The sequence below is a fragment of the Pseudomonas sp. LAIL14HWK12:I7 genome, assembly GCF_000483465.1.
Lineage (GTDB): Bacteria > Pseudomonadota > Gammaproteobacteria > Pseudomonadales > Pseudomonadaceae > Aquipseudomonas > Aquipseudomonas kermanshahensis.
Genome location: NZ_AXYZ01000004.1, coordinates 160,257 through 185,372, shown reverse-complemented (window position 1 = coordinate 185,372; position 25,116 = coordinate 160,257). Strand labels below are relative to the sequence as shown.

Sequence of the window (25,116 nt, the reverse complement as noted above, 5' to 3'; positions counted from 1 at the left end):
GAGCGGGCGTGGCTAATGGAAATCTGTACGCCTGCGGCCCGCCGCGAATCGTTCGGGCCGGCCTGCAGGCTGGCGGGTGGCACGGACCACCCGCAGCTCATCTTGTTATGCGCCGACCACGATCGGCCCGCTCGGTACTGGCTTGGCCAGGTTCGGGCGCAGGGCATCGGCAGCACTGGCTGGGGCGACACCGGCCTCGAATTCGGAGCGGAAGTATTTGATGGCACTGCCCAACGGCTCGACGGCACCCGGTGCGTGAGCACAGAAGGTACGGCCTGGGCCGAGGAAGTTGACCAGGCCCAGCAGGGTCTCGATGTCTTCGGCGCGGCCTTGGCCTTGCTCCAGCGAGCGCAGCATTTTCACGCTCCACGGCAGGCCGTCACGGCATGGGGTGCACCAGCCGCACGATTCGCGGGCGAAGAACTCTTCCATGTTGCGCAGCAGCGAGACCATGTTGATGCTGTCGTCGACCGCCATGGCCAGGCCAGTACCCATCCGGGTGCCCACTTTGGCAATGCCGCCGGCGTACATCTGGGCGTCGAGGTGCTCGGGCAGCAGGAAGCCGGTACCGGCGCCACCTGGCTGCCAGCACTTGAGCTTGAAGCCATCGCGCATGCCGCCGGCGTAGTCTTCGAACAGCTCACGGGCGGTGACGCCGAATGGCAGTTCCCACAGGCCAGGGTTTTTCACCTTGCCGGAGAAGCCCATCAGCTTGGTGCCGTGGTCTTCGCTGCCTTCGCGGGCCAGCGACTTGTACCAGTCGTTGCCGTTGGCGACGATGGCCGGCACGTTGCACAGGGTCTCGACGTTGTTCACGCAGGTCGGCTTGCCCCATACGCCAACGGCGGCAGGGAAGGGCGGCTTGGAACGTGGGTTGGCGCGACGGCCTTCCAGCGAGTTGATCAGTGCGGTTTCTTCACCGCAGATGTAGCGGCCGGCACCGGTGTGCACGAACAGCTCGAAGTCAAAGCCCGAGCCCAGGATGTTCTTGCCCAGGAGGCCAGCGGCCTTGGCTTCGTCGATGGCGCGGTTTAGGTTTTTCGCTGCGGTGGTGTACTCGCCACGCAGGAAGATGTAGCCGCGGTAGGCCTTCAGGGCGCGGGCGCTGATCAGCATGCCCTCGACCAGCAGATGGGGCTGTTGCTCCATCAGCATGCGGTCCTTCCAGGTGTTCGGCTCCATTTCGTCCGCGTTGCACAGCAGGTAGCGGATGTTCATGGATTCGTCTTTAGGCATCAGGCCCCACTTCACACCCGTGGGGAAGCCTGCGCCGCCGCGGCCCTTGAGGCCGGAGTCTTTGACGTTCTGCACGATGTCGTCTTGCGACATCTCGCTCAGTGCCTTGCGGGCAGCAGCGTAGCCGTTCTTGGCCTGGTACTCGGCAAGCCAGACCGGCTCGCCGTCGTCACGCAGACGCCAGGTCAGTGGGTGGGTTTCGGCCGAACGCGCGATGCGGTTGGCCGGGCCGAAGGAAGTAATGGTCATACGTAACCCTCCAGCAGTTTGGAAACGCCAGTAGGCTGCACGTCGCCAAAGGTGTCATCGTCGATCATCAGGGCCGGGGCCTTGTCGCAGTTGCCCAGGCAGCAGACCGGCAGCAGGGTGAAGCGCCCGTCGGCGGTGGTCTGGCCGAGGCCGATGCCCAGTTCGCTTTGGATCTGGCTGACCACCGACTCGTGGCCACCGATGTAGCAGACCATGCTGTCGCACACACGGATGATGTGGCGGCCGACCGGCTGACGGAAGATCTGGCTGTAGAACGTAGCCACGCCCTCGACGTCACTGGCCGGGATGCCCAGCACTTCGCCGATGGCGTGAATGGCGCCGTCCGGCACCCAGCCACGTTCCTTTTGGACAATCTTCAAGGCTTCGATGGACGCCGCGCGCGGGTCCTCGTAGTGATGCATCTCGTGCTCGATGGCCGAGCGCTCGGTTTCGCTCAGGGCGAAACGGTCTGTCTGGATAAGCGTGCTGTTCATGCTTAGCGGTCCACGTCAGCCATAACGAAGTCGATACTGCCCAGGTACGCAATGAGGTCGGCGACCATGCTGCCTTTGATCACCGAAGGGATCTGCTGCAGGTGCGGGTAGCTCGGGGTACGGATCCGGGTGCGGTAGCTCATGGTGCCGCCATCGCTCGTCAGGTAGTAACTGTTGATGCCCTTGGTCGCTTCGATCATCTGGAACGACTCGTTGGCCGGCATGACCGGGCCCCACGAGACTTGCAGGAAGTGCGTGATCAAGGTTTCGATGTGCTGCAGGGTGCGCTCTTTCGGCGGCGGCGTGGTCAGCGGGTGATCCGCCTTGTACGGGCCTTCCGGCATGTTGCGCAGGCACTGGTCGATGATGCGGATACTCTGACGCATCTCCTCGACACGGACCATGCAGCGATCGTAGGCATCGCCGTTGTGGGCCAGCGGTACTTCGAACTCGAAGTTTTCGTAGCCAGAATACGGGCGCGCTTTACGCAGGTCGAAGTCGCAACCAGTGGAACGCAGGCCGGCACCGGTGGTGCCCCATTCCAGCGCTTCCTTGGTGTTGTACGCGGCGACGCCGACGGTACGGCCCTTGAGGATGCTGTTCTGCAGGGCGGCCTTGGTGTATTCGTCCAGGCGCTTAGGCAGCCAGTCGACGAAGTCCTTGACCAGCTTGTCCCAGCCGCGCGGCAGGTCGTGGGCGACGCCACCGATGCGGTACCAGGCCGGGTGCAGGCGGAAACCGGTGATTGCTTCGATCACGGTGTAGGCGCGCTGGCGGTCGGTGAAGGTGAAGAACACCGGGGTCATGGCGCCGACGTCCTGGATGTAGGTACCCAGGAACAACAGGTGGCTGGTGATGCGGAAGAACTCGGCGAGCATGATGCGAATCACGTCGACCTTCTGCGGCACCTTGATGCCGGCCAGCTTCTCTACCGCCAGTACGTACGGCAGGTTGTTCATCACCCCGCCGAGGTAGTCGATACGGTCGGTGTAGGGGATGAAGCTGTGCCAGGACTGGCGCTCGGCCATCTTCTCGGCGCCACGGTGGTGGTAGCCGATGTCCGGGACGCAGTCGACGATCTCTTCACCGTCCAGCTGCAGGACGATACGGAACGCACCGTGGGCAGAGGGGTGGTTGGGGCCGAGGTTGAGGAACATGTAGTCCTCGTTGGCGCCCTGGCGCTTCATACCCCAGGCTTCCGGGTTGAAACGTGCCGATTCCTCTTCAAGCTGCTGCTTGGCCAGGGTCAGGCTGTAGGGGTCGAACTCGGTGGCGCGGGCAGGGTAGTCCTTGCGCAGCGGGTGGCCTTCCCAGGTGGGCGGCATCATGATGCGGCTAAGGTGCGGGTGGCCGGCAAAGTCGATGCCGAACATGTCCCAGACTTCGCGCTCGTACCAGTTGGCGTTTGGCCAGATGCCAGTCACGGTCGGCAGGTTCAGGTCGCCTTCGCTGAGCGACACCTTGATCATCACGTCGCTGTTACGCTCGACCGACAGCAGGTGGTAGAACACGCTGAAATCGGCGGCGGGCAGGCCGCGGCGCTGGGTGCGCAGGCGCTCGTCGACGCCATGCAGGTCGTACAGCATGCTGTACGGCTTGGCGACGTTGCGCAGGAAGCTGAGTACTTCTTTGAGCTGTGCACGTTTTACCCACAGCACCGGCATGCCGGTGCGGGTTTCCTGGGCGACGAATGCGTCGGCACCAAAACGGTTGTGCAATTCGACGACCACATCCTGGTCGTCAGCCTTGTAAGGCGGAATATAAATAGCGGTGTCCGCTGTCATGGTCTCGGTCGCTTTGAGTCAACGTAGAGAATGAAGCCAGGCCGCCGGCTCCTTGGGGAGCGGGCGGCAGGTCGCTGGATCAGACTTCGTCGGGGCTGCGCAGGTTGGTTACCGCGATACGCTGTTCACGACGCAGGTCTTTCTGGGCAGGCATCTCGGCACGGTAAATGCCTTGATCACCAACAACCCAGGAAAGCGGGCGTCGCTCCTGGCCAATCGACTCCTGCAGCAGCATCAAGCCTTGCAGGAACGCTTCAGGGCGAGGCGGGCAGCCAGGCACGTAAACATCCACGGGGAGGAACTTGTCGACCCCCTGAACGACCGAGTAAATGTCGTACATGCCACCGGAGTTGGCGCACGAACCCATGGAGATGACCCACTTCGGCTCGAGCATCTGCTCGTACAGGCGCTGAATGATCGGCGCCATCTTGATGAAGCAGGTACCGGCGATGACCATGAAGTCGGCCTGACGCGGCGAGGCCCGGATGACTTCGGCGCCGAAGCGGGCGATGTCGTGGGGCGCCGTGAAGGCCGTGGTCATTTCCACGTAGCAGCAGGACAGGCCGAAGTTATACGGCCAGAGGGAGTTCTTGCGACCCCAGTTGACCGCGCCACGCAGCACATCTTCGAGTTTCCCCATGTAGATGTTCTTGTGGACCTGGTCCTCGAGCAGTTGGTCGGTGACGGTTTCCCGTTCACCTACCGGGTACTGCTCGTTGGGCGCATCCGGATCGATTCTGGTGAGATTGTATTGCATTGCCAAAGCCTCATTGTTTCAGCTTCGCTTGCCGCTTGCGGCGACCTTCGGGAGCCCAATCAAGAGCACCGACGCGCCAAAGGTAGACAAGACCTGCCAACAGAATTGCTATGAAAACGAGCGCTTCGACGAACCCGGTCCAGCCGCTTTCGCGGACGGACACAGACCATGCAAAGAGGAAGAGGGCTTCGATATCGAAGATCACGAACAGCATCGCGACCAGATAGAATTTGGCGGACAGGCGCAGGCGGGCGCTGCCGACGGGCAGCATGCCGGATTCGAAGGGTTCGTTCTTGGCGCGGCCCCAGGCCTTGCTACCGAGCAGGCTGGACAGGCCGAGCATGAAGGCACACAGGCCGACGACACCCAAAAGGAAGATGGCAAAGCCCCAGTTGTGGGCGATGAGTCCTGCCGAATCGGACATGCTAGAGATCCTTATACAGAGACCCAGCTCTGCAGTCTGAAATAAGTAGAGCGGCGACCTGGTGTCGCACATGCAGTGACCAAATGTCGCAGCTGAATCAATCGCGCTGATTTTATGGGTAAACCCGGTGCAAGTAAAATTTCTGTGGCAATTTATTCGTAGGATTAAGAACAAAAATCTTTCGTAACTGGCTGAAAGCCTTGAATTTCGGGCATTGCGCGCGTTTTTGTTAATTATGTTTCTTGCGCGATGTAACGAATTCCTAGTTATGTAATGATAATTAATCGCATTGAGCTTGGTGCGGTGAAATTCTCCTCTTGTGAGCCTTGCAAAGTTGCCCGGGCGGGTTGGCTACTTGCAAATGCGAAAAAGGCTCGTTCTAACAGCTTCCAGCGCCTTGCGCACCGCTCTGGATCAATACTTTATCGGTTAAGCCGTGGCGGGCCGATGAAGCGGTGGATGTCGCTCAGGTTGTGGAGGGTGGGTTGCTGTTGGGTTGCCACAAGCATAGTCCGGATACTGGGGCCTGCTTTGCCTCCAGCGGAAAGTGAGTGAGGTTGCCAAGCGCAGGTCTTGAGATTATTGGTGATGCGCAAATCGAGCGCCGCCCGCGCGGCGCTTCGCAGCACAAGGCTGCTCCTGCATTTGTTTCGGGCCAGTGGGCATGTGGCATTTGCGCGCGACCGCCTTGTTTGCCCGACACAATATCGTGCCATGCGCAAAGAGGGGGCGCGCATTCCACAGGATTGATTGGCCCGAAACAGATGTAGGAGCAGCCTTGTGCTGCGAAGCGCCGCGCGGGCGGCGCTCGATCTCATACGCGCTGAATTTTTCGTGACGATCACTTCAAAAAAAAAGCCCAGGGTCCTCACGAACCCTGGGCCTTCCTTCAACAGTTCACTGTTATCAGTGGAACTGCTCTTCCTCAGTCGAACCGGTCAGCGCAGTCACCGACGAAGCCCCACCTTGAATCACGGTGGTCATGTCATCGAAGTAGCCAGTGCCCACTTCCTGCTGGTGCGCAACGAAGGTGTAGCCTTTGCTGGCATCAGCGAATTCCTGCTCCTGCAGCTTCACGTAGGCAGTCATGTCGTTGCGGGCGTAGTCGTGCGCCAGGTTGAACATGCCGTGCCACATGTTGTGAATGCCAGCCAGGGTGATGAACTGGTGTTTGTAGCCCATGGCCGACAGCTCGCGTTGGAACTTGGCGATGGTCGCGTCGTCCAGGTTTTTCTTCCAGTTGAAGGAAGGCGAGCAGTTGTACGACAGGATCTGGTCCGGATATTCCTTCTTGATCGCTTCGGCGAAGCGGCGGGCTTCGTCCAGGTCCGGCTTGGCGGTTTCGCACCAGATCAGGTCGGCATACGGTGCGTAGGCCAGGCCGCGGGAGATTGCCTGGTCGAGGCCTGCACGCACTTTGTAGAAGCCTTCACGGGTGCGCTCGCCGATCACGAACGGTTGGTCGTACGGGTCGCAGTCGCTGGTCAGCAGGTCGGCGGCGTTGGCGTCGGTACGGGCCAGAATGATGGTCGGCACGCCCGAAACGTCAGCTGCCAGGCGCGCGGCAACCAGCTTCTGTACAGCTTCCTGGGTGGGTACCAGTACCTTGCCACCCATGTGACCGCATTTTTTCACCGAGGCCAGCTGGTCTTCGAAGTGCACGCCGGCGGCGCCTGCTTCGATCATGTTCTTCATCAGCTCGTAGGCGTTCAGTACGCCGCCGAAACCGGCTTCGGCGTCAGCTACGATTGGCGCGAAGTAGTCGATGTAACCTTCGTCGCCCGGGTTCTTGCCGGCTTTCCACTGGATCTGGTCGGCGCGGCGGAACGAGTTGTTGATGCGCTTGACCACGGTCGGTACCGAGTCGACTGGGTACAGCGACTGGTCGGGGTACATGGACTCGGCCGAGTTGTTGTCGGCGGCAACTTGCCAGCCGGACAGGTAGATAGCCTGGATGCCGGCTTTGACCTGTTGTACTGCCTGGCCGCCGGTCAGGGCGCCCATGCAGTTGACGAAATCTTTTTCTGGGCGGAAGGACGGGTGGGCACCCTGGGTGACCAGCTTCCACAGTTTTTCTGCGCCCTGACGGGCCAGGGTGTGCTCCGGCTGCAGGGAGCCACGCAGGCGAACGACATCAGCGGCGGTATAGGTACGGGTCACGCCTTTCCAGCGCGGGTTTTCGGCCCAGTCTTTCTCGAGGGCTGCAATTTGCTGTTCGCGTGTCAGTGCCATGGAAATAAACCTCGTCGCATCGATCTTGGGGTAATTGTGCTGATGCTCGGGTGCAGATCAGAGGCCTGGCGGCTGTCCTGTTCGGGGGCGTGCGGCGGCGAACGCGAAGGCTCGAAGGGGAAGGGGGTGCAGGCCAGGCGAAGGTGTGCGCTGCAGGTCGGCTCGTGGTTGCCTTGCTGCGGTGCTACGCGATTGCCAGAACTGCGGTGATGCGCTTCCGTCCCTCGGGACAACTTCTTCGTTGCAGTCGCAATCCCGTCGAACCGCCTTGTGGGCCGTATAGACACGAGGCGCCTCCAGGGGTGGGAGGAGCACGCCTCGAAGGCCCTTGCCAGGGCCCCTGATTAGCGGGAGCGAGGCCATCATGCCCTTGAGAAAAAGTACCTGTCAAATGTTTTGTAGTGACTTTTTTCGCTTACTACATCTTTGGTCTAATACGACTCGGCAGTCAGTTTCTAGGCCATTGGTCGAGGCCTTGAATTGCCTGGGATCAGTCCAGAAGGTCGACTTTTACACGTAAAGTCATGTTTTCACCGCGCTGGGTACTGTAAGTGTGGCTTGACGCGCTACGATCGGACTGGCTCTGCTGGTTGAACCCCGCCAAGGTGATCCATTCCCCGAGCTTGCCGGTGACTGTCGTGTCGGTGCTTTGCACTTTCACTACATCTGCTCGTTCCTGGCTGATGCGGTCATTATTGGTGCTTATTTGCAGACGAACCGTTTCGCCGCTCAGGCTGGGGGTAACGTAGAAACCTTGGGTCACATTGCGGTATTCGGTGTTGCTTTGAATACGCCCATAACCGTCGGTACTGGTGCTGGTGACCGGGATGCTCTGGCCAACCTGGATCAGCGCGGCCTGGCCTTCGCTGGCCTGAACCTGCTGCATGCCGCCTTCGCGGTTGCTGGTGCCGTAGCGGATGACGTGAGCGTTGCCGCGGGTGTCCTGGAAGTTGCTGTCGTTGTTGTCGACGCTGATCAGCAGGCGCTTGGGCGCGGTGTCCAACTGTTGCAGCAGGCTGCGCAGGTCGTCGATGCGCTCCGGGCTGGCATTGACGATCAGCTTGTTCTCGAAGGCGTTGACGGTGCCGTCCTTGCCGATGAACGATTGTGCAGCGGGCAGCAGTTCGGCGCTGCTGCGGTACTGCAAGGGGAGGACTTCGGTGGCGGCGTGAGCGCTGAGGGTGGCAGCCAGCAGCAAGGATGTGAAAAGCGGGCGTAGCGGCATGTCCATGATCTCCGCAGTGGGTATCAACATGATGGCAAATTTGCCCAGGTTGTGCAGGTTATGCATCAAGGGGCGGCATCCTGCACTTTTGAGCGGTGGCCGCTGTCAGACAAATTCCGTAACATCGCGCCCCTCGATTGCCAGCCCCTCCGCCTGGACCGCCTCACAGGAACTTCATGAAACCCGTACGACTGCGCGCCGACCTGCTCGCCGGCCTGACCACTTCGTTCGCCCTGGTGCCTGAGTGCATCGCCTTCGCCTTAGTGGCGCACCTCAACCCGCTGATGGGCCTGTATGGCGCTTTCATCATCTGTACCCTGACTGCACTGTTTGGCGGCCGTCCGGGCATGATTTCTGGTGCTGCCGGATCGATGGCGGTGGTGATCATCGCGTTGGTGGTGCAACACGGGGTGCAGTACTTGCTGGCCACGGTGCTGCTTGGCGGGGTGGTGATGATCTTGTTTGGCCTGCTGCGCCTGGGCAAGCTGGTGCGCCTGGTGCCTTACCCAGTGATGCTGGGCTTCGTCAACGGCCTGGCGATCGTCATCGCCCTGGCTCAGTTGGAGCACTTCAAGCAGGGCGGTCAGTGGCTCAGCGGTTCGCCGCTGTACCTGATGGTCGGCCTGGTGGCGCTGACCATGCTGGTGGTCTACATACTGCCCAAGCTGACCCGCGCCGTACCGCCCGCGCTGGTGGCCATCCTGGGGGTAGGCCTATTGGTGTACCTGCTGGGTTTGCCGACCCGCACCCTCGGCGACATGGCGCACATCGCCGGTGGCCTGCCGCAAGTGACGCTGCCAGATGTGCCGTGGAACCTTGAAACGCTCAAAATCATCGCCCCCTACGCGGTGCTGATGGCCATGGTCGGCCTGCTGGAGACCCTGCTGACGCTCAACCTCACCGACGAAATCACCGAAAGCCGTGGCTTCCCAGACCGTGAGTGCGTGGCCCTGGGCGCCGCCAATATGGTTTCGGGCCTGTGCGGTGGCATGGGCGGCTGCGCGATGATCGGGCAGACGGTGATCAACCTCAGCTCCAATGGCCGCGGCCGGCTATCGGGCGTGGTTGCCGGGGTGATGATCCTGCTGTTCGTGTTGTTCTTGTCGCCGCTGATCGAGCGTATTCCGCTGGCAGCCCTGGTGGGGGTGATGTTCGTGGTTGCCCAGCAGACCTTCGCCTGGGCTTCGTTGCGCGTGTTGCACAAGGTGCCGGTGAACGATGTGCTGGCGATTATTGCGGTGACCATCGTCACGGTGTTCACCGACCTGGCCGTAGCGGTACTGTTTGGTATTGTCATCGCGGCGGTGAACTTTGCCTGGCAGCATGCGCGGGAGCTGTATGCCGACAGCCATGAGGAAGCGGGCGGCGGCAAGCGTTATCAGGTACATGGCACGTTGTTCTTTGCCTCGACCGCCTCGTTCCTCAACCAGTTCGATACGGCGAAGGATCCGGCGCAGGTTACGCTGGACTGCCAGCATTTGAGCTTTGTCGATTATTCGGCAGTTGCGGCGCTAAAAACCTTGCGTGAGCGGTATACCAAGGCGGGCAAGCATCTACGCGTGGTGCACTTGTCGGAGCGGTGCAAGAAGCTGTTGAAGCGGGCTGGCGAGCAGCTCTGAGAAGGGTTATTGCCTGCACCGGCCCCTTCGCGGGCAAGTCCGCTCCCACAGGTATGGGCCGGATTCAAGGCGGATGGAGGCCCTGTGAGCTCTGAGAAGGGTTACTGCCTGCACTGATCCCACAGGTATGCCACCGGATTCAAGGCGAATGGAGTTCCTGTGGGAGCGGGCTTGCCCGCGAAGGGGCCGGTACAGGTGAATGAATTATTCCCCGCGGTTCTTCCTCACGATCCCTTCAGCAATGCTGGCCGGTGCCTCGGCATAGCGGATGAACTCCATCGTGTAGCTGGCGCGGCCCTGGGTCATCGAGCGCATGGAAGTGGCATAGCCGAACATTTCGCCCAGCGGCACTTCGGCGCGTATCACCTTGCCGGCTGGCGTCTCGTCGCCATCCTGGATCATCCCGCGGCGCCGGCTCAGGTCGCCCATGATGTCGCCCTGGTATTCCTCGGGGGTCACCACCTCAACCTTCATCACCGGCTCTAGCAGCACTGCCCCGCCTTTTTGCGAGAGCTGCTTGGTGGCCATGGACGCGGCTATCTTGTAGGCCATTTCGTTGGAGTCGACGTCGTGGTAGGAGCCGTCGAACACGGCAGCCTTCAAGTTGATCAGTGGGTAGCCGGCGAGCACGCCATTCTTCATCTGTTCTTCGATACCTTTCTGGATGGCCGGGATGTACTCCCGAGGTACCACGCCACCGACGATCTCGTTGATGAATTCCAGGCCTTCCTTGCCTTCGTCGCCCGGGGCGAAGCGGATCCAGCAGTGGCCGTATTGGCCGCGGCCGCCGGATTGGCGAACGAAGCGGCCTTCGATCTCGCAGGTGTTGCGGATCTTCTCGCGATAGGCCACCTGCGGCTTGCCGATATTGGCCTCGACGTTGAACTCGCGGCGCATGCGATCGACGATGATGTCCAGGTGCAACTCGCCCATGCCGGAGATGATGGTCTGGCCGGTTTCCTCATCGGTGCGCACGCGGAACGAAGGGTCTTCCTGGGCCAGCTTGCCCAGGGCTATGCCCATTTTTTCTTGGTCGGCCTTGGTCTTAGGCTCCACGGCTACGGAGATCACCGGGTCGGGGAAGTCCATGCGCTCTAGGATGATCGGCTTATCGATGTCGCACAAAGTATCGCCGGTGGTGACATCCTTCATGCCGATCAATGCGGCGATGTCGCCGGCGCACACATCCTTGATTTCGGCGCGCTGGTTGGCGTGCATCTGCACCATGCGGCCGATGCGTTCCTTCTTGCCCTTGACCGAGTTGAGCACGGCATTACCGGAGCTGAGCACCCCGGAATACACTCGGGCAAAGGTGAGGGTGCCGACAAACGGATCAGTGGCAATCTTGAAGGCCAGGGCCGAGAAGGGCTCTTTGTCGTCGGCGTGGCGCTCAAGGTGCTGTTCTTCATCGTCCGGGTGGGTGCCCTTGATTGCCGGGATTTCCGACGGTGCGGGCAGGTAGTCGATGACCGCATCGAGCATCAGCGGCACGCCCTTGTTCTTGAACGACGAGCCAAGGATGGTCGGCACAATTTCGTTAGCAATGGTGCGCTGGCGCAGGGCGGCCTTGATCTCGTCGATGCTGAGTTCCTCGCCTTCGAGAAACTTCATGGTCAGCTCATCGTTGGCCTCTGCCGCGGCTTCGATCATGTGCGCGCGCCATTCGTCGGCGAGCGCCTGAAGCTCGGTAGGGATCGCTTCTTCGCGGTAGGTGGTGCCGTTGTCGGCATCGTTCCAGTAGATGGCCTTCATCTTCACCAGGTCGATCTGGCCGATAAAGTGCTCTTCGCTGCCGATGGCCAGCTGGATCGGCACCGGGTGATGCCCCAGGCGCTTGTCGATCTGCTTGACCACGCGCAGGAAGTCGGCACCCTGGCGGTCCATCTTGTTGATGTAGGCCAGGCGCGGTACGTGGTACTTGTTGGCCTGGCGCCACACGGTTTCCGATTGCGGTTCGACCCCGTCGGCGCCGCTGAACACCACCACCGCGCCGTCGAGCACACGCAGCGAGCGTTCTACCTCGATGGTGAAGTCGACGTGGCCAGGGGTATCGATGATGTTGAAGCGGTACTTGTCGGGGAACTGCTTGGTCGAGCCCTGCCAGAAGGCCGTGGTGGCTGCCGAGGTGATGGTGATGCCTCGCTCCTGTTCCTGGGCCATCCAGTCCATGGTCGCGGCGCCATCGTGCACCTCGCCCATCTTGTGATTGACCCCGGTGTAAAACAGGATGCGCTCGGTGGTGGTGGTCTTGCCGGCATCCACGTGGGCGACGATGCCGATATTGCGATACAGCTCGATGGGCGTTGTACGGGCCATGGCGGACTACCTGCGGATGGGCGGATTCTCCCACGTTAGCAGACCGGAAGAATCCTGCTTTACCGCCGGGCCGTCAGTCGGCCTGAGCCTGCAGCAGCCATTGGCCGTCCACTTCACGGGCCAGGCCGCTAGCAGGCAGCAGGGCCAGCAAGCGCTCGTGCAGGGCGCCGTCGGTGAAGGTCTTGAGCTTGGCCATGTCCAGCGCGCCGACCAGGTTGAGGTCTTCTTTGTGGTACGACAGCCAGGCTTTTTTCAGCACCAGCAGCACGTCACTGCCTGCGGTGTTGGCGAAGCGGCGGTTGAGCGGGCGACCTTCGAGGGTGAAGTTGTGCGCGTGGCTGTAGCTGCTCTGGTCGCCACCGTCACGGCAGCGATGGCACTGGCACGGGCCTTCGGCGAACGCGTTGCGCAGGTAGGTGTTGAAGTCCACGACGGGCTTGAGGGACAGGCGTTTGTCGACCTCGAACAGGTCGGCGATCAGGGGTTCTTCGGCGCTCACTCGGGATCCTCGTGTGGTGTGGCGTGCATCGGCGGGCACCCTAACAGATCGGGGCGGGGGAGGCCATTTTGATCTGTTGATGGCGGCCACCCAGGTGCCAGGCATGACGCTGTACCTGTGGGAGCGGGTTCACCCGCGAAGAGGCCAGTAGAGACAATAGACAAAGGCTGCCGTACTCTACGCGCCAAAACGCCTACACATCTAATTGAGGTAACCCCGCTTGAGCAGCAAGTTCCCGTACACCGCCACCGTGACCATCAGCGCTGAAGACCGCGGGGGCGACATCGAGGCCTCGGAAAACCCCAGCATGCGCGTGGGCCTTGAAGCGGTGACCGAAACCCTGAAGAAGGTGCATTTCGTCGGTACGCTCGCAGCTCCCGAAAAGCCGGCCACGCACATCTGCGTTACCCTGGAAAACGGCCTGACCTACTACGGCCCGATCGTCAACGGCCACGCCGAACTCGAAGGGGGCTGGATTGCCTTCGAGTCCGACATGCTCACCCCTGAAGAGCTGGGCCTGTAAGCCTCAGTTCAACTCTGCCAGGCACTGCTCGAGGATATCCAAGCCTTCTTCGAGCACCTCGGCTTCGATGGTCAGTGGTGCGAGCAGGCGGATGATATGCCGCGCCTTTCCGCTGGGCATCAGCAACAGGCCTTTGGCCCGCGCTGCTTCCATGACCTTGGCCAGCTGGGCCGGTGCCGGGCTGCCATCGGCGTTGACGAACTCGATGCCGCGCATCGCGCCGACACCGGTCAGCCGCCCGATGAACGGGTACTGGGCTTTCCAGCGCTCGACGCGGCTGACAATCGCCTGTTCCTGGCGTTCGCCCCAGGTGGCGACGTTCTCGTCGGTCATCTGCGCCAGGCTCGCCAGCGCCGCTGCGCAGGCAATCGGGTTGCCCGAATAGGTCCCGCCCAGGCCACCCTTGGGCAGCGATGCCATCAATTCTTTACGGCCCACGACCGCACCCAGTGGCATGCCGCCCGCGATGCTTTTGGCCAGCAGCAGCAGGTCGGGCTCGATGCCCAGGCGCGGGAAGGCAAAGCGCTGGCCGGTACGGCCAAAGCCCGACTGGATCTCGTCGATGATGATCAAAATGCCGTGCTCGTCGCAGAAGCGGCGCAGTGCCTGGGCGAATGCCGGGTCGAGGGCGAGGAAGCCGCCTTCACCCTGGACCGGTTCGAGGATGAAAGCCGCCACGTCTTCAACCGCCAGTTCGACGCTGAACAGCCGGTCCATGGCCTTGAGTGCCTGTTCGCAGGTGACGCCGGTGTCGGCACTGGGGTAGGGCAGGTGGTAGACCGGGCCCGGCAGATCGCCGACGCGTTGTTTGTATGGGGCGACCTTGCCATTGAGGTTCAGGGTTGCCAGGGTGCGGCCATGGAAGCCACCGTCGAAAGCAATCATCGCGCGCTTGCCGGTGGCGCCACGGGCCACTTTCAGGGCGTTTTCCGCCGCTTCCGCGCCACTGTTGGTAAGCATGCCGGCCAGCGGGTAGCTGACCGGGACAAACTCGCTGAGGCGCTCCATCAGGGCAAGGTACGGGCCGTGGGGGGCTGCGTTGAAGGCATAGTGGGTGAGGCGGGTGGCCTGGGCCTGGATCGCTTCGACCACGGCTGGGTTGCAATGGCCCAGGTTGAGTACGCCGATACCGCCGACGAAGTCGATATAACGTTTGCCGTCGGTGTCCCAGACTTCCGCATTCTTGCCGTGGGAAAGTGTAATTGGGTGAACGATGGCAATGGACTGGCTGATACTTTCCTGATTCATGGTGCACGCGGACCTTGTTCGAGTTTCCCACTATCGAAGCGTGCCGGGGCTGTATTGCGCAAACGAATTATTTGATTGCGATCATTCCTTGGATTCGTGATCTTGTAAGATTTTGTGTTATCTGCACTGGCTTCAATCCCCTTCAGCCACCCGCTCGCGAATCCACTGCACGAAGGCCCTGACCTTCGGCACCTCCGCCGCATGCTCGGCATGGGCGATGAAGTGCCTGCCATTGCTCGGCACTGGGTGGTCCCAAGCCACCACCAGCTTGCCTTCGTTCAACTCCTCCGCCACCAGGTACCGTGGAATCAGGGCAATGCCACAGCCGGCGATTGCAGCCCGGATGCACAGGTAGAACGTGTCGAAGCGCGGCCCGTGGTAGCTGTTCTGGCTGTGCAACCCCAGCCCCAAAAACCATTCATGCCAGGCCTCCGGGCGCGATACACACTGCAGCAGGCGGTGCTCGGTCAGCGCTTCGGCGCTGGTGAAACGGTGGTTGGCGAGCAGCTCTGGGGCACACACCGGCACCACTTCTTCGCTGAACAGCTCGATACACGTCGCCCCAGGCCAGGTGCCCTGGCCGAAGAAGAAGGCGATGTCGGCCTTGGACTGCACCAGGTCGAAGGGTTCCAGTTCGTTACGGATATCCAGGTGAATACGCGGATAGCGATCACCAAACCCCTTTAGCCTGGGCACCAGCCAGCGCGCGCCGAAGGTCGGCTGGGTGGCGATGCGCAGCACTTCGGTCTCATCGCCATAGCTGAGGATGTAGCGGCTGGAGATGTCGATCTGGGTGAGGATCTTGTTCACCTCGGTCAGGTACAGCGCACCGGCCGGGGTCAGGTGCAGGCGCCGGCGAATGCGCTGGAACAGCGAGTGCGACAGCATGTCCTCCAGTTGCGCGACCTGTTTGCTGACCGCGCTCTGGGTCAGGTGCAGCTCTTGCGCCGCGCGGGTGAAGCTCAGGTGGCGGGCAGCCGCTTCGAAGCACTGGAGGGCGGTGGTCGAGGGCATCAGGCGTTTGGACATGACAGGCGCGTACCGAGCAAAAAAGGAAGAAGTTCATTCCGTATTGGAATCATGTGCTTCGAAAAGGTCGTTTGTTGACCCAGGCCTATAGATTAATACTGACCTGGATCAACGATTACAACCGGTCGTGCGAAGAGGAGGGAAGTAGCCACCGCCGGCATCTACAAAACAACAAAAAACGCACACCAGAAATTAATAAGAATTCTGCTCCATTTTTTAGCCGTCCCACGACGGCGACCCATTCGAGGGTTCTCCATGGCTTCGCTAGAAAACAAGAAACAGCGGTCCTTGCAGCACGGCCTGACGTCCCGTCAGGTGTCCATGATCTCCATCGCCGGCATCATCGGCGCCGGCCTGTTCATCGGTTCCTCCAACGCCATTGCCACCGCCGGCCCGGCCATCCTCATCTCCTACGCCATGACCGGCCTGCTGGTGCTGCTGGTGATGCGTATGCTGGGCGAAATGGCCATCGCCAACCCCAACAGCGGCTCGTTCTCCACTTACGCCTCCGAGGCCATCGGCCCTTGGGCAGGCTTCACCATCGGTTGGTTGTACTGGTGGTTCTGGGTGCTGATCATCCCGGTCGAGGCGATTGCTGGCGCAGACATCCTGCATGCCTACTTCCCCGGCGTGCCCTCGTGGTTGTTCGCCTTCCTGATCATGGTCGTGCTGTCGGGTACCAACCTGATCAGCGTGAAGAACTTCGGTGCCTTCGAGTACTGGTTCGCGCTGGTCAAGGTGGTTGCCATCGTTGCCTTCATCATCGTCTGCAGCCTGGCCGTGTTCGGCTTCTGGCCGTTGGCCGAGGTCTCGGGCGTGAGCCGGTTGTGGGACAATGGCGGCTTCATGCCCAATGGCTTTGGCACTGTCCTGGGTGGCGTGCTGATCACCATCTTCTCGTTCTTCGGCGCCGAGATCGTCACCATTGCCGCTGACGAAACAGCCAACCCGAAAGACAAGATCCGCCGTGCCACCAACCTGGTGGTGTACCGCATCGCCATCTTCTACCTGGCCTCGATCTTCCTGGTGGTGTCGCTGGTGGCCTGGAACGACCCGGCCCTGAAAGCGGTGGGCTCGTTCCAGCGGGTGCTGGAAGTGCTCAACGTGCCGGGCGCCAAGCTGCTGGTCGACCTGGTGGTGCTGGTGGCGGTCACCAGCTGCATGAACTCCGGCCTGTACACGGCCTCGCGGATGCTCTACTCCCTGGGTGCCCGTGGCCAGGCGCTGAGCATGACCAAGCGCATTTCGGGTGCTGGCGTGCCAACGGTAGCGGTCATCTTCTCGACCCTGGCAGGCTTTGCCGGTTGCTTCGTCAACTATGTGTTCCCCGGCAAGGTGTTCGGTTTCCTGCTGTCCACCACCGGCGCCATTGCCTTGCTGGTGTACCTGGTGATCGCCGTGTCTCAGCTGCGCATGCGAGCCCGTGCAGACCGTGAGGGCACGCCGCTGGAGCTTAAGATGTGGCTGTTCCCTTATCTGACCTGGCTGGTGATCGGCACCATCGTTATGGTCCTGGGCTACATGCTGTTCAGCGATGCCTACCGCTACGAGACGCTGATGACTGCCGGGGTGACGCTGTTCATCCTGCTGGTGTCGCTGACCCAGCGGCGCGGCAAGGTGGTCGCACAGACTGCTTGATCCAGAGGGGGCGCTTGGCGCCCCTTTCTCATTGGCGCTGGCCCAGCACGGCGCTACCATCGACGCTTGCCTCACTTCCCATTCCAACAAGCACAGGAAGCGTATGAACGAGCACACCCTTTCCCTCCAGCAGTTGGCTGCACCGGAAGGCACCTGCTACGGCTGCGGCTGCTCCCACCCTAGCGGCCTGCACCTGCAAAGCCATTGGGACGCCGACGGCATCCACCTGCTGTGCCGCCACGCGCCCGACAGCACCTTCATCGGCTGGCCCGGCCTGGTTTATGGCGGCTTACTGGCCATGCTGGTCGATTGCCACTCCAACTGGACCGCCATGGCCTACCACTACCGCAACGAAGGCCGCGAACCGGGCAGCCTGCCGCGTATCGACTGCGTCACGGGCACACTCAACCTCAGTTACCTGAAGCCGACCCCCATGGGTGTTGAGTTGCTGCTCAAGGCACGCGTAGAAGGCGAGGTCGGGCGCAAGAGCCGGGTTATCTGTGAGGTCTGGGCAGACGATGTACTCACGGTGACGGCGGACTCGGTGTTCGTTCGGGTCGACACCGAAAAGCTCAAGCTCAAGGCCCACGGCCAGGCTTGAGCCGCCTGTGTCGATGAAGGGGCGGTGATGGTCAGCCGCGCGGGATGTCACTAAAGTGACAGCTCCATTCCCCAGGCAAGGTTGACCATGACCGATCTGAGCGCATTCCCCATCACCCGCAAATGGCCCGCCCAGCACCCCGAGCGCCTGCAGCTGTATTCATTGCCGACGCCGAATGGGGTCAAGGTGTCGATCATGCTCGAAGAGATCGGCCTGGCGTACGAGCCGCACAAGGTCAGTTTCGACAACGATGACCAGTTGAGCCCGGAGTTCATCTCCCTCAGCGCCAACAACAAGATCCCCGCCATCCTCGACCCGAACGGCCCTGGCGGCCAGCCGCTTCCGTTGTTCGAGTCGGGCGCGATCCTGCAGTACCTCGCGGAAAAGAGCGGGCAGTTGCTCAGCCAGGACCCCGCCACCCGTTACCAGACCCTGCAGTGGTTGATGTTCCAGATGGGCGGCATCGGGCCGATGTTCGGCCAGGTCGGGTTCTTCCATTTCTTTGCGGGCAAGGAATACGAAGACAAACGCCCGCGGGATCGCTACGTCAACGAATCGAAGCGCTTGCTGGGTGTGCTGGACCGCCACCTGCAAGGCCGCGAGTGGATGGTCGACGAATACAGCATCGCTGACATCGCCATTTTCCCTTGGGTACGCAACCTTGTGGAGCGCTACAACGCCCGTGAGCTGGTCGGGTTCGATGCGTTCAAGGAAGTGCAGCGGGTGCTGGCGACGTTTTTGGAGCGGCCGGCGGTTCAGCGTGGCCTGAAAATCCCGGGATGATCGAGCATCCCTGAACCTGTGGGAGCGGGCTTGCCCGCGAATGCTGTGGTAGGTCCACCATCACATTCGCGGGCAAGCCCGCTCCCACAGGTTCTTTATTGCAGCCTAGAAAATCTGGTTAAGAAGCCAGTACAGGCTACCTGCCAGCAGCATTGCCGCGGGCAGGGTCAGCACCCAGGCCATCAGTAAGTTGATCAACGTACGCTGCTGAATCCCCGAGCCATTGGCGACCATGGTCCCGGCCACACCCGAGCTCAGCACGTGGGTAGTCGAGACCGGCAGCCCGAACATGTCGGCCGCCCCGATGGTGCACATCGCAACTACCTCCGCCGATGCGCCTTGGGCATAGCTCAGGTGGGTCTTGCCGATCTTCTCGCCCACTGTCACTACGATGCGCCGCCAGCCGACCATGGTCCCCAGCCCCAGCGCGATGGCCACAGCTACCTTGACCCACAGAGGAATGTAGCGCGTGGCGTCGTCCAGCTGTGTCTTGAACAGTTGCACATGGCTGCGGGTGTCGGCATCGAAGTTTGTCAGCTGGTGCTTGTCGAGCAAACGGATGGCTTCGCTGGTCAGGTACATGTCATTGCGTACGTTGGCCATGGCTTCGGCCGGCACGCGCTTGAGCGAACCGTAACCCTTCACCTCTTCGCCGATCATGCCGGTGAGGGCGGCCAGGGCTGGTACCAGTTGCGGGTTGGGCTTGGGTTCGGCGATGAACGCAGTCAAGGTTTGGCGCGGGTCTGCGGGCGCCGCTTGCGGGTCATGGCGCACCAGGGCCTGGCGCGTTACTTCGGCCACGGCCGAAAACTGCAGGGCCTGCTCGCTGGGCATGGTCTTGTTCAGTGCATACGCCATCGGCAGCGTGCCGACCAGAATCAGCATGATCAGCCCCATGCCTTTTTGCCCATCGTTGGAGCCATGGGCAAACGATACCCCGGTGCAGGTCAGGATCAGTACGCCACGGATCCACCACGGTGGCGGCGTCTGGCCTTCCGGTGCCTGGTACAGCTCTTTGCGCTTGACCAGCGCGCGCAGCGCCAGCAGCAACAGGGCCGCGCAGGCAAAGCCGATCAGTGGCGAAAACAGCAGGGCATACCCCACCTTGCTGGCTTGGGCCCAATCCACGCCGCTGGTGCCGTCCCGCCCATGCATCAGCGCATTGGCCACGCCTACGCCGATAATCGAGCCAATCAGCGTGTGCGAGGAGGACGCCGGCAAGCCCAGCCACCAGGTGCCCAGGTTCCAGATGATCGCGGCCAGCAGCAGGGCGAAGACCATGGCGAAACCGGCCGAAGAACCTACCTGCAAAATCAGCTCGACCGGCAACAAGGCAATGATGCCAAAGGCCACCGCGCCGCTGGAAAGCAGCACCCCCAGGAAGTTGCATAACCCCGACCAAACCACGGCCACCGGTGCCGGCAAAGAGTGGGTGTAAATAACCGTGGCGACGGCGTTGGCGGTGTCATGGAAGCCGTTGACGAACTCGAAGCCCAGGGCAATCAGCAGCGCCAGGCCCAACAACAGGAAGGGGGTAACGGTGGTGATCACCGTGCCGCTGGCGCTGACGTCCTGTTTAAGGCTCCAGGCTGTGTAGGCGATGCCTGCCAGTAGCAGGCCGAAGAACAAAACCAGGGTGGCACGCCCGGGCTTGTGGGACAGCTGCGGGCGGGAATCGCGTTGGGCCAGTGGCGGCTGGCTGGCCAGGGACGGGGTTGCCATGGGGGCTCCGGTTGGCGTCGGGCGAAGGTGCCGAAGGCTGTGAGCTTAGGAGCAATTCGTGACCGGTCCGTGACCTCGGTCAATGAATTCACTAGGCTCAAGACAGACGGTAAATGCGGGAGAAAGCCATGATCCGCTGCAAACGTGTCTACGAAGCGGCCGCCGACGAAGATGGCCAGCGCGTGCTGGTCGACCGCCTGTGGCCGCGCAACAAACGCAAGGAAGACTTGCAGGGCCAATGGTTGCGCGAGGTGGCACCTTCGGACGAATTGCGCAGGGCGTTTCACCAGGGGGAGGTGGATTTCGCCGGTTTCACCCAGCGCTACCAGCAACAGCTGGCCGCTCACCCCGAGCACTGGTACCCACTGCTGGACCTGGCGGCCAAAGGGCCGCTGACCTTGCTGTATGCCGCCAAAAACACCGAGCACAACAATGCCCAGGTGCTCGCCGAGTGGCTGGAGGATGAGCTGGAACGCCGTGGCCCAGGCAGCTCGCCGGTGTGCTACGCCACCTGAGCAGTGCACAATAATGGCCATGAACCTCGTACCTGCCACCGACGCCTACCGCAGCTTTGCCCGCGACCTTACGCGCCGGGCCATGCTGCCGTACTACCGTGAGTTCGACCTGTTGTGGCTCGAAGACGCCTTCGACCAGGCCTGGAGCTGGCGTGAGCAATGGCTGGTGATGGACGGTGACACGTTGCTGGGCTACTGCAGCCTCAGCCAAGACCGCCAGGCACTGTTCATTCGCGAGTTGCACCTGCTGCCCGAGCACCGCGGGCGCGGTATCGGCAGTGGGGTGTTGGAGGCGCTCGCCGGTTGGGCGCAGCAGCGGCGCCTGCCACTGCTGCGTTTGATGGTGTTCCGCAGCAACCCGGCCAGGCAGTTGTATCAGCGCAGGGGCTTTGTCGAAATGGGCGAGGATGAGTGCTTCGTGCGCATGCAGCGCGCAATCGACTGATAGCTCAGTGATGGCTTGTCGTGGCCGGTGACCATGGGCATAGTGGACCCAGGAATTTACAGCTGCTTACAGGAAGGTGAGCGGCGTTGGATGATGTCTAGGGACTAAGGAGATGCACCCTATGAATGGATTCGGTCCGCGACTGCGGGAAGAACGTGAGCGGTTGGGGATGACCCAGCGGGTGTTTGGTGACATTGGCGGGGTCGAGCCCAATGCCCAGGGTAAGTACGAAAGTGGCGAACGCACGCCGCGTGCCGATTACCTGGCCGCAGTGGCCGCCCATGGCGTGGATGCCCTCTACGTGCTCAGCGGTGTGCGCACCCCCGCGCCGCTGGAAAACATGACCCAGGATGAGGCCGAATTGCTGGGGGCCTTTCGGCAATTGCCGCTCGCCGATCAAGCAGCGCTCTGGCACTTGCTGGGGCGTTTGTCAGGTGAGGTTAAAAGCCGTGAAACAGTGAGGCCTTTCACACTTGGCCGTCAGGCCTATCTGACAGAAGTTTTGCGTTAGGCCCGCCATGAAAAATTTTGTTAAGGTGGCGGGATCCAATCGCCCTGTAGACGAGGTGTGTGCTTGATTAGGGTCTTAGTGGTCGATGATCACGATCTGGTACGAACCGGTATTACACGCATGCTGGCCGACATCGACGGCTTGCAGGTGGTGGGTGAGGGGGATTCAGGGGAGGCGGCGCTGAAGCTGGCCCGGGAACTGAAGCCGGACGTCGTCCTGATGGACGTGAAAATGCCGGGCATCGGTGGCCTGGAGGCTACCCGTAAACTGTTGCGCAGCCACCCCGACATCAAGGTGGTCGCTGTCACCGTGTGCGAGGAAGACCCATTCCCCACGCGCCTGCTGCAAGCCGGCGCGGCCGGTTACCTGACCAAGGGTGCCGGGCTCGACGAAATGGTCCAGGCCATTCGCCTGGCCTTTGCCGGCCAGCGCTACATCAGCCCGCAAATCGCCCAGCAATTGGCGCTGAAGTCGTTCCAGCCGCAAGGCTCGCCGTTTGATGCTTTGTCCGAGCGGGAAATCCAGATCGCCTTGATGATCGTCGGCTGCCAGAAGGTGCAGATCATCTCGGACAAGTTGTGCCTCTCGCCCAAGACCGTCAATACTTACCGTTATCGGATCTTTGAAAAACTCTCGGTCACCAGCGACGTCGAACTGACCTTGCTGGCCGTTCGCCACGGTATGGTTGACGCAAGCCTGTAAACCTCATGCCCCAAGCTTTTGATGCCAGCGCGTTCCTGGCGACCTGCAGCGGTCGCCCGGGCGTCTACCGTATGTTCGACGCCGAGGCGCGGCTGCTCTACGTGGGCAAGGCCAAAAACCTCAAGAAGCGTCTGGCCAGCTATTTCCGCAAAACCGGCCTGGCGCCCAAGACCGCCGCGCTGGTCGGCCGTATCGCCCAGGTCGAGACCACCATCACCGCCAACGAGACCGAGGCGCTGCTGCTGGAGCAGAACCTGATCAAGGAATGGCGGCCGCCGTACAACATCCTGTTGCGCGACGACAAGTCTTACCCTTATGTCTTCCTGTCTGACGGCGACTTCCCGCGCCTAGGCATCCACCGCGGTGCAAAAAAAGCCAAGGGCCGTTACTTCGGCCCGTACCCCAGCGCCGGCGCCATTCGCGAAAGCCTCAGCCTGTTGCAAAAGGCCTTTTCGGTGCGCCAGTGCGAAGACAGCTACTACGCCAACCGCACCCGGCCGTGCCTGCAGTACCAGATCAAACGCTGCAAAGGGCCGTGTGTCGGCCTGGTGGATAAAGACGAGTACGCCGACGATATCCGCCACTCGGTGATGTTCCTCGAAGGCCGCAGCCAACAGTTGGGTAACGAGCTCAATGCCGAAATGGAGAAGGCCGCCATGGCCCTCAATTTCGAGAAGGCCGCCGAACTGCGCGACCAGATCGCCCTGTTGCGCCGCGTGCAGGACCAGCAGTACATCGAAGGCGGTACCGGCGACGTCGACGTCATCGCGGCCTTCGTCAACCCCGGTGGCGCCTGCGTGCACCTGATCAGCGTGCGTGGCGGGCGGGTGCTGGGCAGCAAAAACTTCTTCCCACAGGTGGGCATCGAGGAGGAGGTGGCTGAAGTCATGGCCGCGTTCCTGTCCCAGTACTACGTGGGCAACGCTGAGCGTGAGCTGCCTGGCGAACTCATCGTCAACGTGGTGCACGAAGACTTCGAAGCCATCAGCGAAGCACTGCAGACCCTACGCGGCCGCGAGCTGACCATCACCCACCGGGTGCGCGGCACTCGGGCCCGCTGGCAGCAATTGGCCGTGACCAACGCCGAACAGGCCCTCAACGCCCGCCTGGCCAACCGCCAGCACATGGCCGCGCGCTTCGAGGCCCTGGCCCAGGTGCTGGGCCTGGACGAAGTGCCGCAGCGCCTGGAGTGCTACGACATCAGCCACTCCAGCGGCGAAGCCACCGTGGCCAGCTGCGTGGTGTTCGGCCCCGAAGGCCCGATCAAGTCCGACTACCGCCGCTTCAACATCGAAGGCGTCACCGCCGGTGACGACTACGCCGCCATGCACCAGGCCCTGACCCGCCGCTACGGGCGCATCAAGGACGGCGAGGGCAAGTTGCCCGACGTCTTGCTGGTAGACGGCGGCAAAGGCCAGTTGAACATGGCCCGCGACGTGATGCAGGAGCTGGCCTTCACCGACCTGACCCTGCTCGGCGTGGCCAAAGGCGTGACCCGCAAGGCCGGTTTCGAAACCCTGTACCTCAACGACGTGCACCACGAGTTCACCCTCAAGGGCGACTCACCGGCGCTGCACCTTATCCAGCAGATCCGCGACGAAGCCCACCGCTTCGCCATCACCGGCCACCGCGCGCGCCGCGGCAAGGCCCGTCGCGTGTCCAGCCTAGAGGACGTGGCCGGGGTCGGCCCCAAGCGCCGGCGCGACCTGCTGAAACACTTCGGCGGCCTGCAAGAGCTCAACCGCGCCAGTATCGATGAGATCGCCAAAGCCCCCGGCATCAGTAAAAAGCTTGCCGAGTCGATTTATGCCAGCCTGCATAGCGAGTAGAATGCCGGGCTCAACCCGCAGCCAGTCGTACCGATGAATATTCCAAACCTGCTCACCGTTCTACGCGTCCTGCTCATCCCGATCTTCATCCTGCTGTTCTATATGCCCTATCACTGGAGCTATATGGCCGCCAGCAGTGTGTTTGCCGTTGCCGCCGCCACCGACTGGCTGGACGGCTACCTGGCGCGTCGCCTGCAGCAGAGCACGCCGTTCGGTGCCTTCCTGGACCCAGTGGCAGACAAACTGATGGTCGCCGTGGCGCTGGTGCTGCTGGTGCAGGTACACGCCAACTTCTGGCTGACCTTGCCCGCAGCGGTGATCATCGGCCGCGAGATCGTCGTTTCGGCGCTGCGCGAGTGGATGGCCGAACTGGGGGCGAGGGCGCACGTGGCGGTGTCCAACCTCGGCAAGTGGAAGACCGCGGCGCAGATGCTGGCGCTGGTCATTCTGCTGGGCAACCCACCTGCGGTGACGATGTGGGTGATTCTGGGTTACGGCCTGCTGCTGGTGGCGGCAGGGCTGACGCTGTGGTCGATGGCGCATTACCTGCTGGCCGCCTGGCCGCACTTGCGCGAAGGCTCGGAACAAAAATAAAACTTTTTTGAATCAAGGGGTTGACGCCGTTTTAGATATCGCTAGAATGGCACCCATCACGACGCGGGAATAGCTCAGTTGGTAGAGCACGACCTTGCCAAGGTCGGGGTCGCGAGTTCGAGTCTCGTTTCCCGCTCCAAT

The 25,116-nt window shown here is 61.8% G+C and carries 23 protein-coding genes and 1 tRNA gene; 12 read left to right on the top strand and 12 right to left on the bottom strand.

Features of this window, described 5'->3' with window-relative positions; translation table 11 throughout:
* Positions 1-105: 105 nt before the first annotated feature.
* The 7 genes from nuoF to D886_RS0104815 form a co-directional block, all read right to left on the bottom strand.
* The gene (gene nuoF, locus D886_RS0104845) at positions 106-1,485 is read right to left on the bottom strand and encodes an NADH-quinone oxidoreductase subunit NuoF (protein ID WP_027592811.1); all 1,380 of its coding nucleotides are present in this window, start codon (positions 1,483-1,485) and stop codon (positions 106-108) included.
* Entirely contained in the window at positions 1,482-1,979 is a 498-nt protein-coding gene (nuoE, locus tag D886_RS0104840) for an NADH-quinone oxidoreductase subunit NuoE (RefSeq protein WP_027592810.1), read from the bottom strand. Before nuoE ends, nuoF begins: the two co-directional genes overlap by 4 nt.
* A gap of 2 nt (positions 1,980-1,981) precedes the next feature.
* Positions 1,982-3,763, bottom strand: coding sequence for an NADH-quinone oxidoreductase subunit C/D (nuoC, locus tag D886_RS0104835; protein WP_027592809.1), 1,782 nt, complete (start codon positions 3,761-3,763; stop codon positions 1,982-1,984).
* 79 nt (positions 3,764-3,842) lie between these two features.
* On the bottom strand, positions 3,843-4,520 hold the full coding sequence (locus tag D886_RS0104830) for an NADH-quinone oxidoreductase subunit B family protein (protein WP_012313769.1): 678 nt from the start codon (positions 4,518-4,520) through the stop codon (positions 3,843-3,845).
* 10 nt (positions 4,521-4,530) lie between these two features.
* A complete protein-coding gene (locus D886_RS0104825) occupies positions 4,531-4,944 on the bottom strand; it encodes an NADH-quinone oxidoreductase subunit A (protein ID WP_003251427.1) in 414 nt (137 codons plus the stop codon).
* 906 nt (positions 4,945-5,850) lie between these two features.
* Positions 5,851-7,176 (bottom strand): isocitrate lyase, encoded by a 1,326-nt coding sequence (aceA, locus tag D886_RS0104820; protein ID WP_012273289.1) that lies wholly within the window; start codon positions 7,174-7,176, stop codon positions 5,851-5,853.
* Between the two features lie 490 nt (positions 7,177-7,666).
* Complete coding sequence (locus tag D886_RS0104815; protein WP_027592808.1) at positions 7,667-8,401, bottom strand: secretin N-terminal domain-containing protein; 735 nt, start codon at positions 8,399-8,401, stop codon at positions 7,667-7,669.
* A gap of 176 nt (positions 8,402-8,577) precedes the next feature.
* On the opposite strand from D886_RS0104815, the gene D886_RS0104810 reads away from it, so the two are divergent.
* Positions 8,578-10,020: a SulP family inorganic anion transporter gene (locus D886_RS0104810; protein ID WP_027592807.1), complete on the top strand. Its 1,443-nt coding sequence runs from the start codon at positions 8,578-8,580 to the stop codon at positions 10,018-10,020.
* Positions 10,021-10,224: 204 nt separating this feature from the next.
* Here the strand turns inward: D886_RS0104810 and fusA are convergent, their stop codons facing one another.
* Both fusA and D886_RS0104800 read right to left on the bottom strand, forming a co-directional pair.
* Positions 10,225-12,336 carry an elongation factor G gene (gene fusA, locus D886_RS0104805; RefSeq protein ID WP_027592806.1) on the bottom strand — a complete coding sequence of 704 codons (2,112 nt, stop codon included), beginning with the start codon at positions 12,334-12,336 and terminating at the stop codon, positions 10,225-10,227.
* A gap of 73 nt (positions 12,337-12,409) precedes the next feature.
* Complete coding sequence (locus D886_RS0104800; protein WP_027592805.1) at positions 12,410-12,835, bottom strand: hypothetical protein; 426 nt, start codon at positions 12,833-12,835, stop codon at positions 12,410-12,412.
* Positions 12,836-13,055: 220 nt separating this feature from the next.
* Here D886_RS0104800 and D886_RS0104795 point away from each other — a divergent pair, with 220 nt between their 5' ends.
* Entirely contained in the window at positions 13,056-13,358 is a 303-nt protein-coding gene (locus tag D886_RS0104795) for a hypothetical protein (protein ID WP_027592804.1), read from the top strand.
* A gap of 3 nt (positions 13,359-13,361) precedes the next feature.
* Here D886_RS0104795 and D886_RS0104790 read toward each other — a convergent pair whose 3' ends face one another.
* Positions 13,362-14,606 carry an aspartate aminotransferase family protein gene (locus D886_RS0104790; RefSeq protein ID WP_027592803.1) on the bottom strand — a complete coding sequence of 415 codons (1,245 nt, stop codon included), beginning with the start codon at positions 14,604-14,606 and terminating at the stop codon, positions 13,362-13,364.
* A gap of 132 nt (positions 14,607-14,738) precedes the next feature.
* The gene (gene gcvA / locus D886_RS0104785; RefSeq protein WP_027592802.1) at positions 14,739-15,635 is read right to left on the bottom strand and encodes a transcriptional regulator GcvA; all 897 of its coding nucleotides are present in this window, start codon (positions 15,633-15,635) and stop codon (positions 14,739-14,741) included.
* Positions 15,636-15,890: 255 nt separating this feature from the next.
* Between gcvA and D886_RS0104780 the strand changes: the two genes are divergently transcribed.
* From D886_RS0104780 to D886_RS0104770, 3 genes are all read left to right on the top strand, one after another.
* Positions 15,891-17,273, top strand: a complete 1,383-nt coding sequence (locus tag D886_RS0104780) for an amino acid permease (protein WP_027592801.1) — start codon at positions 15,891-15,893, stop codon at positions 17,271-17,273.
* Between the two features lie 103 nt (positions 17,274-17,376).
* On the top strand, positions 17,377-17,874 hold the full coding sequence (locus D886_RS0104775) for a PaaI family thioesterase (protein ID WP_027592800.1): 498 nt from the start codon (positions 17,377-17,379) through the stop codon (positions 17,872-17,874).
* Positions 17,875-17,961: 87 nt separating this feature from the next.
* Positions 17,962-18,657 (top strand): glutathione S-transferase N-terminal domain-containing protein, encoded by a 696-nt coding sequence (locus D886_RS0104770; RefSeq protein ID WP_027592799.1) that lies wholly within the window; start codon positions 17,962-17,964, stop codon positions 18,655-18,657.
* Positions 18,658-18,762: 105 nt separating this feature from the next.
* Here D886_RS0104770 and D886_RS0104765 read toward each other — a convergent pair whose 3' ends face one another.
* Positions 18,763-20,379, bottom strand: a complete 1,617-nt coding sequence (locus D886_RS0104765) for an inorganic phosphate transporter (protein ID WP_027592798.1) — start codon at positions 20,377-20,379, stop codon at positions 18,763-18,765.
* A 128-nt stretch (positions 20,380-20,507) separates the two neighbouring features.
* Between D886_RS0104765 and D886_RS0104760 the strand changes: the two genes are divergently transcribed.
* The 7 genes from D886_RS0104760 to D886_RS0104730 all read left to right on the top strand — a co-directional run bounded on the left by D886_RS0104760 (position 20,508) and on the right by D886_RS0104730 (position 25,114).
* A complete protein-coding gene (locus D886_RS0104760) occupies positions 20,508-20,894 on the top strand; it encodes a DUF488 domain-containing protein (protein WP_027592797.1) in 387 nt (128 codons plus the stop codon).
* Between the two features lie 13 nt (positions 20,895-20,907).
* Positions 20,908-21,339, top strand: coding sequence for a GNAT family N-acetyltransferase (locus tag D886_RS0104755; protein ID WP_027592796.1), 432 nt, complete (start codon positions 20,908-20,910; stop codon positions 21,337-21,339).
* A 121-nt stretch (positions 21,340-21,460) separates the two neighbouring features.
* A complete protein-coding gene (locus tag D886_RS0104750; RefSeq protein WP_027592795.1) occupies positions 21,461-21,850 on the top strand; it encodes a helix-turn-helix domain-containing protein in 390 nt (129 codons plus the stop codon).
* Positions 21,851-21,913: 63 nt separating this feature from the next.
* Complete coding sequence (gene uvrY, locus D886_RS0104745; RefSeq protein ID WP_027592794.1) at positions 21,914-22,552, top strand: UvrY/SirA/GacA family response regulator transcription factor; 639 nt, start codon at positions 21,914-21,916, stop codon at positions 22,550-22,552.
* A gap of 5 nt (positions 22,553-22,557) precedes the next feature.
* Positions 22,558-24,381: an excinuclease ABC subunit UvrC gene (gene uvrC, locus D886_RS0104740; protein ID WP_027592793.1), complete on the top strand. Its 1,824-nt coding sequence runs from the start codon at positions 22,558-22,560 to the stop codon at positions 24,379-24,381.
* Positions 24,382-24,414: 33 nt separating this feature from the next.
* Positions 24,415-24,975 carry a CDP-diacylglycerol--glycerol-3-phosphate 3-phosphatidyltransferase gene (gene pgsA, locus D886_RS0104735; protein WP_027592792.1) on the top strand — a complete coding sequence of 187 codons (561 nt, stop codon included), beginning with the start codon at positions 24,415-24,417 and terminating at the stop codon, positions 24,973-24,975.
* Positions 24,976-25,038: 63 nt separating this feature from the next.
* Positions 25,039-25,114 (top strand) — tRNA-Gly (locus D886_RS0104730).
* Positions 25,115-25,116: the final 2 nt, after the last annotated feature.

Excerpts from the sequence above, each read along its gene's own strand:
- nuoF (WP_027592811.1), bottom strand. The coding sequence starts at position 1,485 with ATGACCATTACTTCCTTCGGCCCGGCCAACCGCATCGCGCGTTCGGCC.
- nuoE (WP_027592810.1), bottom strand. The coding sequence starts at position 1,979 with ATGAACAGCACGCTTATCCAGACAGACCGTTTCGCCCTGAGCGAAACC.
- nuoC (WP_027592809.1), bottom strand. The coding sequence starts at position 3,763 with ATGACAGCGGACACCGCTATTTATATTCCGCCTTACAAGGCTGACGAC.
- D886_RS0104830 (WP_012313769.1), bottom strand. The coding sequence starts at position 4,520 with ATGCAATACAATCTCACCAGAATCGATCCGGATGCGCCCAACGAGCAG.
- D886_RS0104825 (WP_003251427.1), bottom strand. The coding sequence starts at position 4,944 with ATGTCCGATTCGGCAGGACTCATCGCCCACAACTGGGGCTTTGCCATC.
- aceA (WP_012273289.1), bottom strand. The coding sequence starts at position 7,176 with ATGGCACTGACACGCGAACAGCAAATTGCAGCCCTCGAGAAAGACTGG.
- D886_RS0104815 (WP_027592808.1), bottom strand. The coding sequence starts at position 8,401 with ATGCCGCTACGCCCGCTTTTCACATCCTTGCTGCTGGCTGCCACCCTC.
- D886_RS0104810 (WP_027592807.1), top strand. The coding sequence starts at position 8,578 with ATGAAACCCGTACGACTGCGCGCCGACCTGCTCGCCGGCCTGACCACT.
- fusA (WP_027592806.1), bottom strand. The coding sequence starts at position 12,336 with ATGGCCCGTACAACGCCCATCGAGCTGTATCGCAATATCGGCATCGTC.
- D886_RS0104790 (WP_027592803.1), bottom strand. The coding sequence starts at position 14,606 with ATGAATCAGGAAAGTATCAGCCAGTCCATTGCCATCGTTCACCCAATT.
- gcvA (WP_027592802.1), bottom strand. The coding sequence starts at position 15,635 with ATGTCCAAACGCCTGATGCCCTCGACCACCGCCCTCCAGTGCTTCGAA.
- D886_RS0104780 (WP_027592801.1), top strand. The coding sequence starts at position 15,891 with ATGGCTTCGCTAGAAAACAAGAAACAGCGGTCCTTGCAGCACGGCCTG.
- D886_RS0104775 (WP_027592800.1), top strand. The coding sequence starts at position 17,377 with ATGAACGAGCACACCCTTTCCCTCCAGCAGTTGGCTGCACCGGAAGGC.
- D886_RS0104770 (WP_027592799.1), top strand. The coding sequence starts at position 17,962 with ATGACCGATCTGAGCGCATTCCCCATCACCCGCAAATGGCCCGCCCAG.
- D886_RS0104765 (WP_027592798.1), bottom strand. The coding sequence starts at position 20,379 with ATGGCAACCCCGTCCCTGGCCAGCCAGCCGCCACTGGCCCAACGCGAT.
- D886_RS0104760 (WP_027592797.1), top strand. The coding sequence starts at position 20,508 with ATGATCCGCTGCAAACGTGTCTACGAAGCGGCCGCCGACGAAGATGGC.
- D886_RS0104755 (WP_027592796.1), top strand. The coding sequence starts at position 20,908 with ATGGCCATGAACCTCGTACCTGCCACCGACGCCTACCGCAGCTTTGCC.
- D886_RS0104750 (WP_027592795.1), top strand. The coding sequence starts at position 21,461 with ATGAATGGATTCGGTCCGCGACTGCGGGAAGAACGTGAGCGGTTGGGG.
- uvrC (WP_027592793.1), top strand. The coding sequence starts at position 22,558 with ATGCCCCAAGCTTTTGATGCCAGCGCGTTCCTGGCGACCTGCAGCGGT.
- pgsA (WP_027592792.1), top strand. The coding sequence starts at position 24,415 with ATGAATATTCCAAACCTGCTCACCGTTCTACGCGTCCTGCTCATCCCG.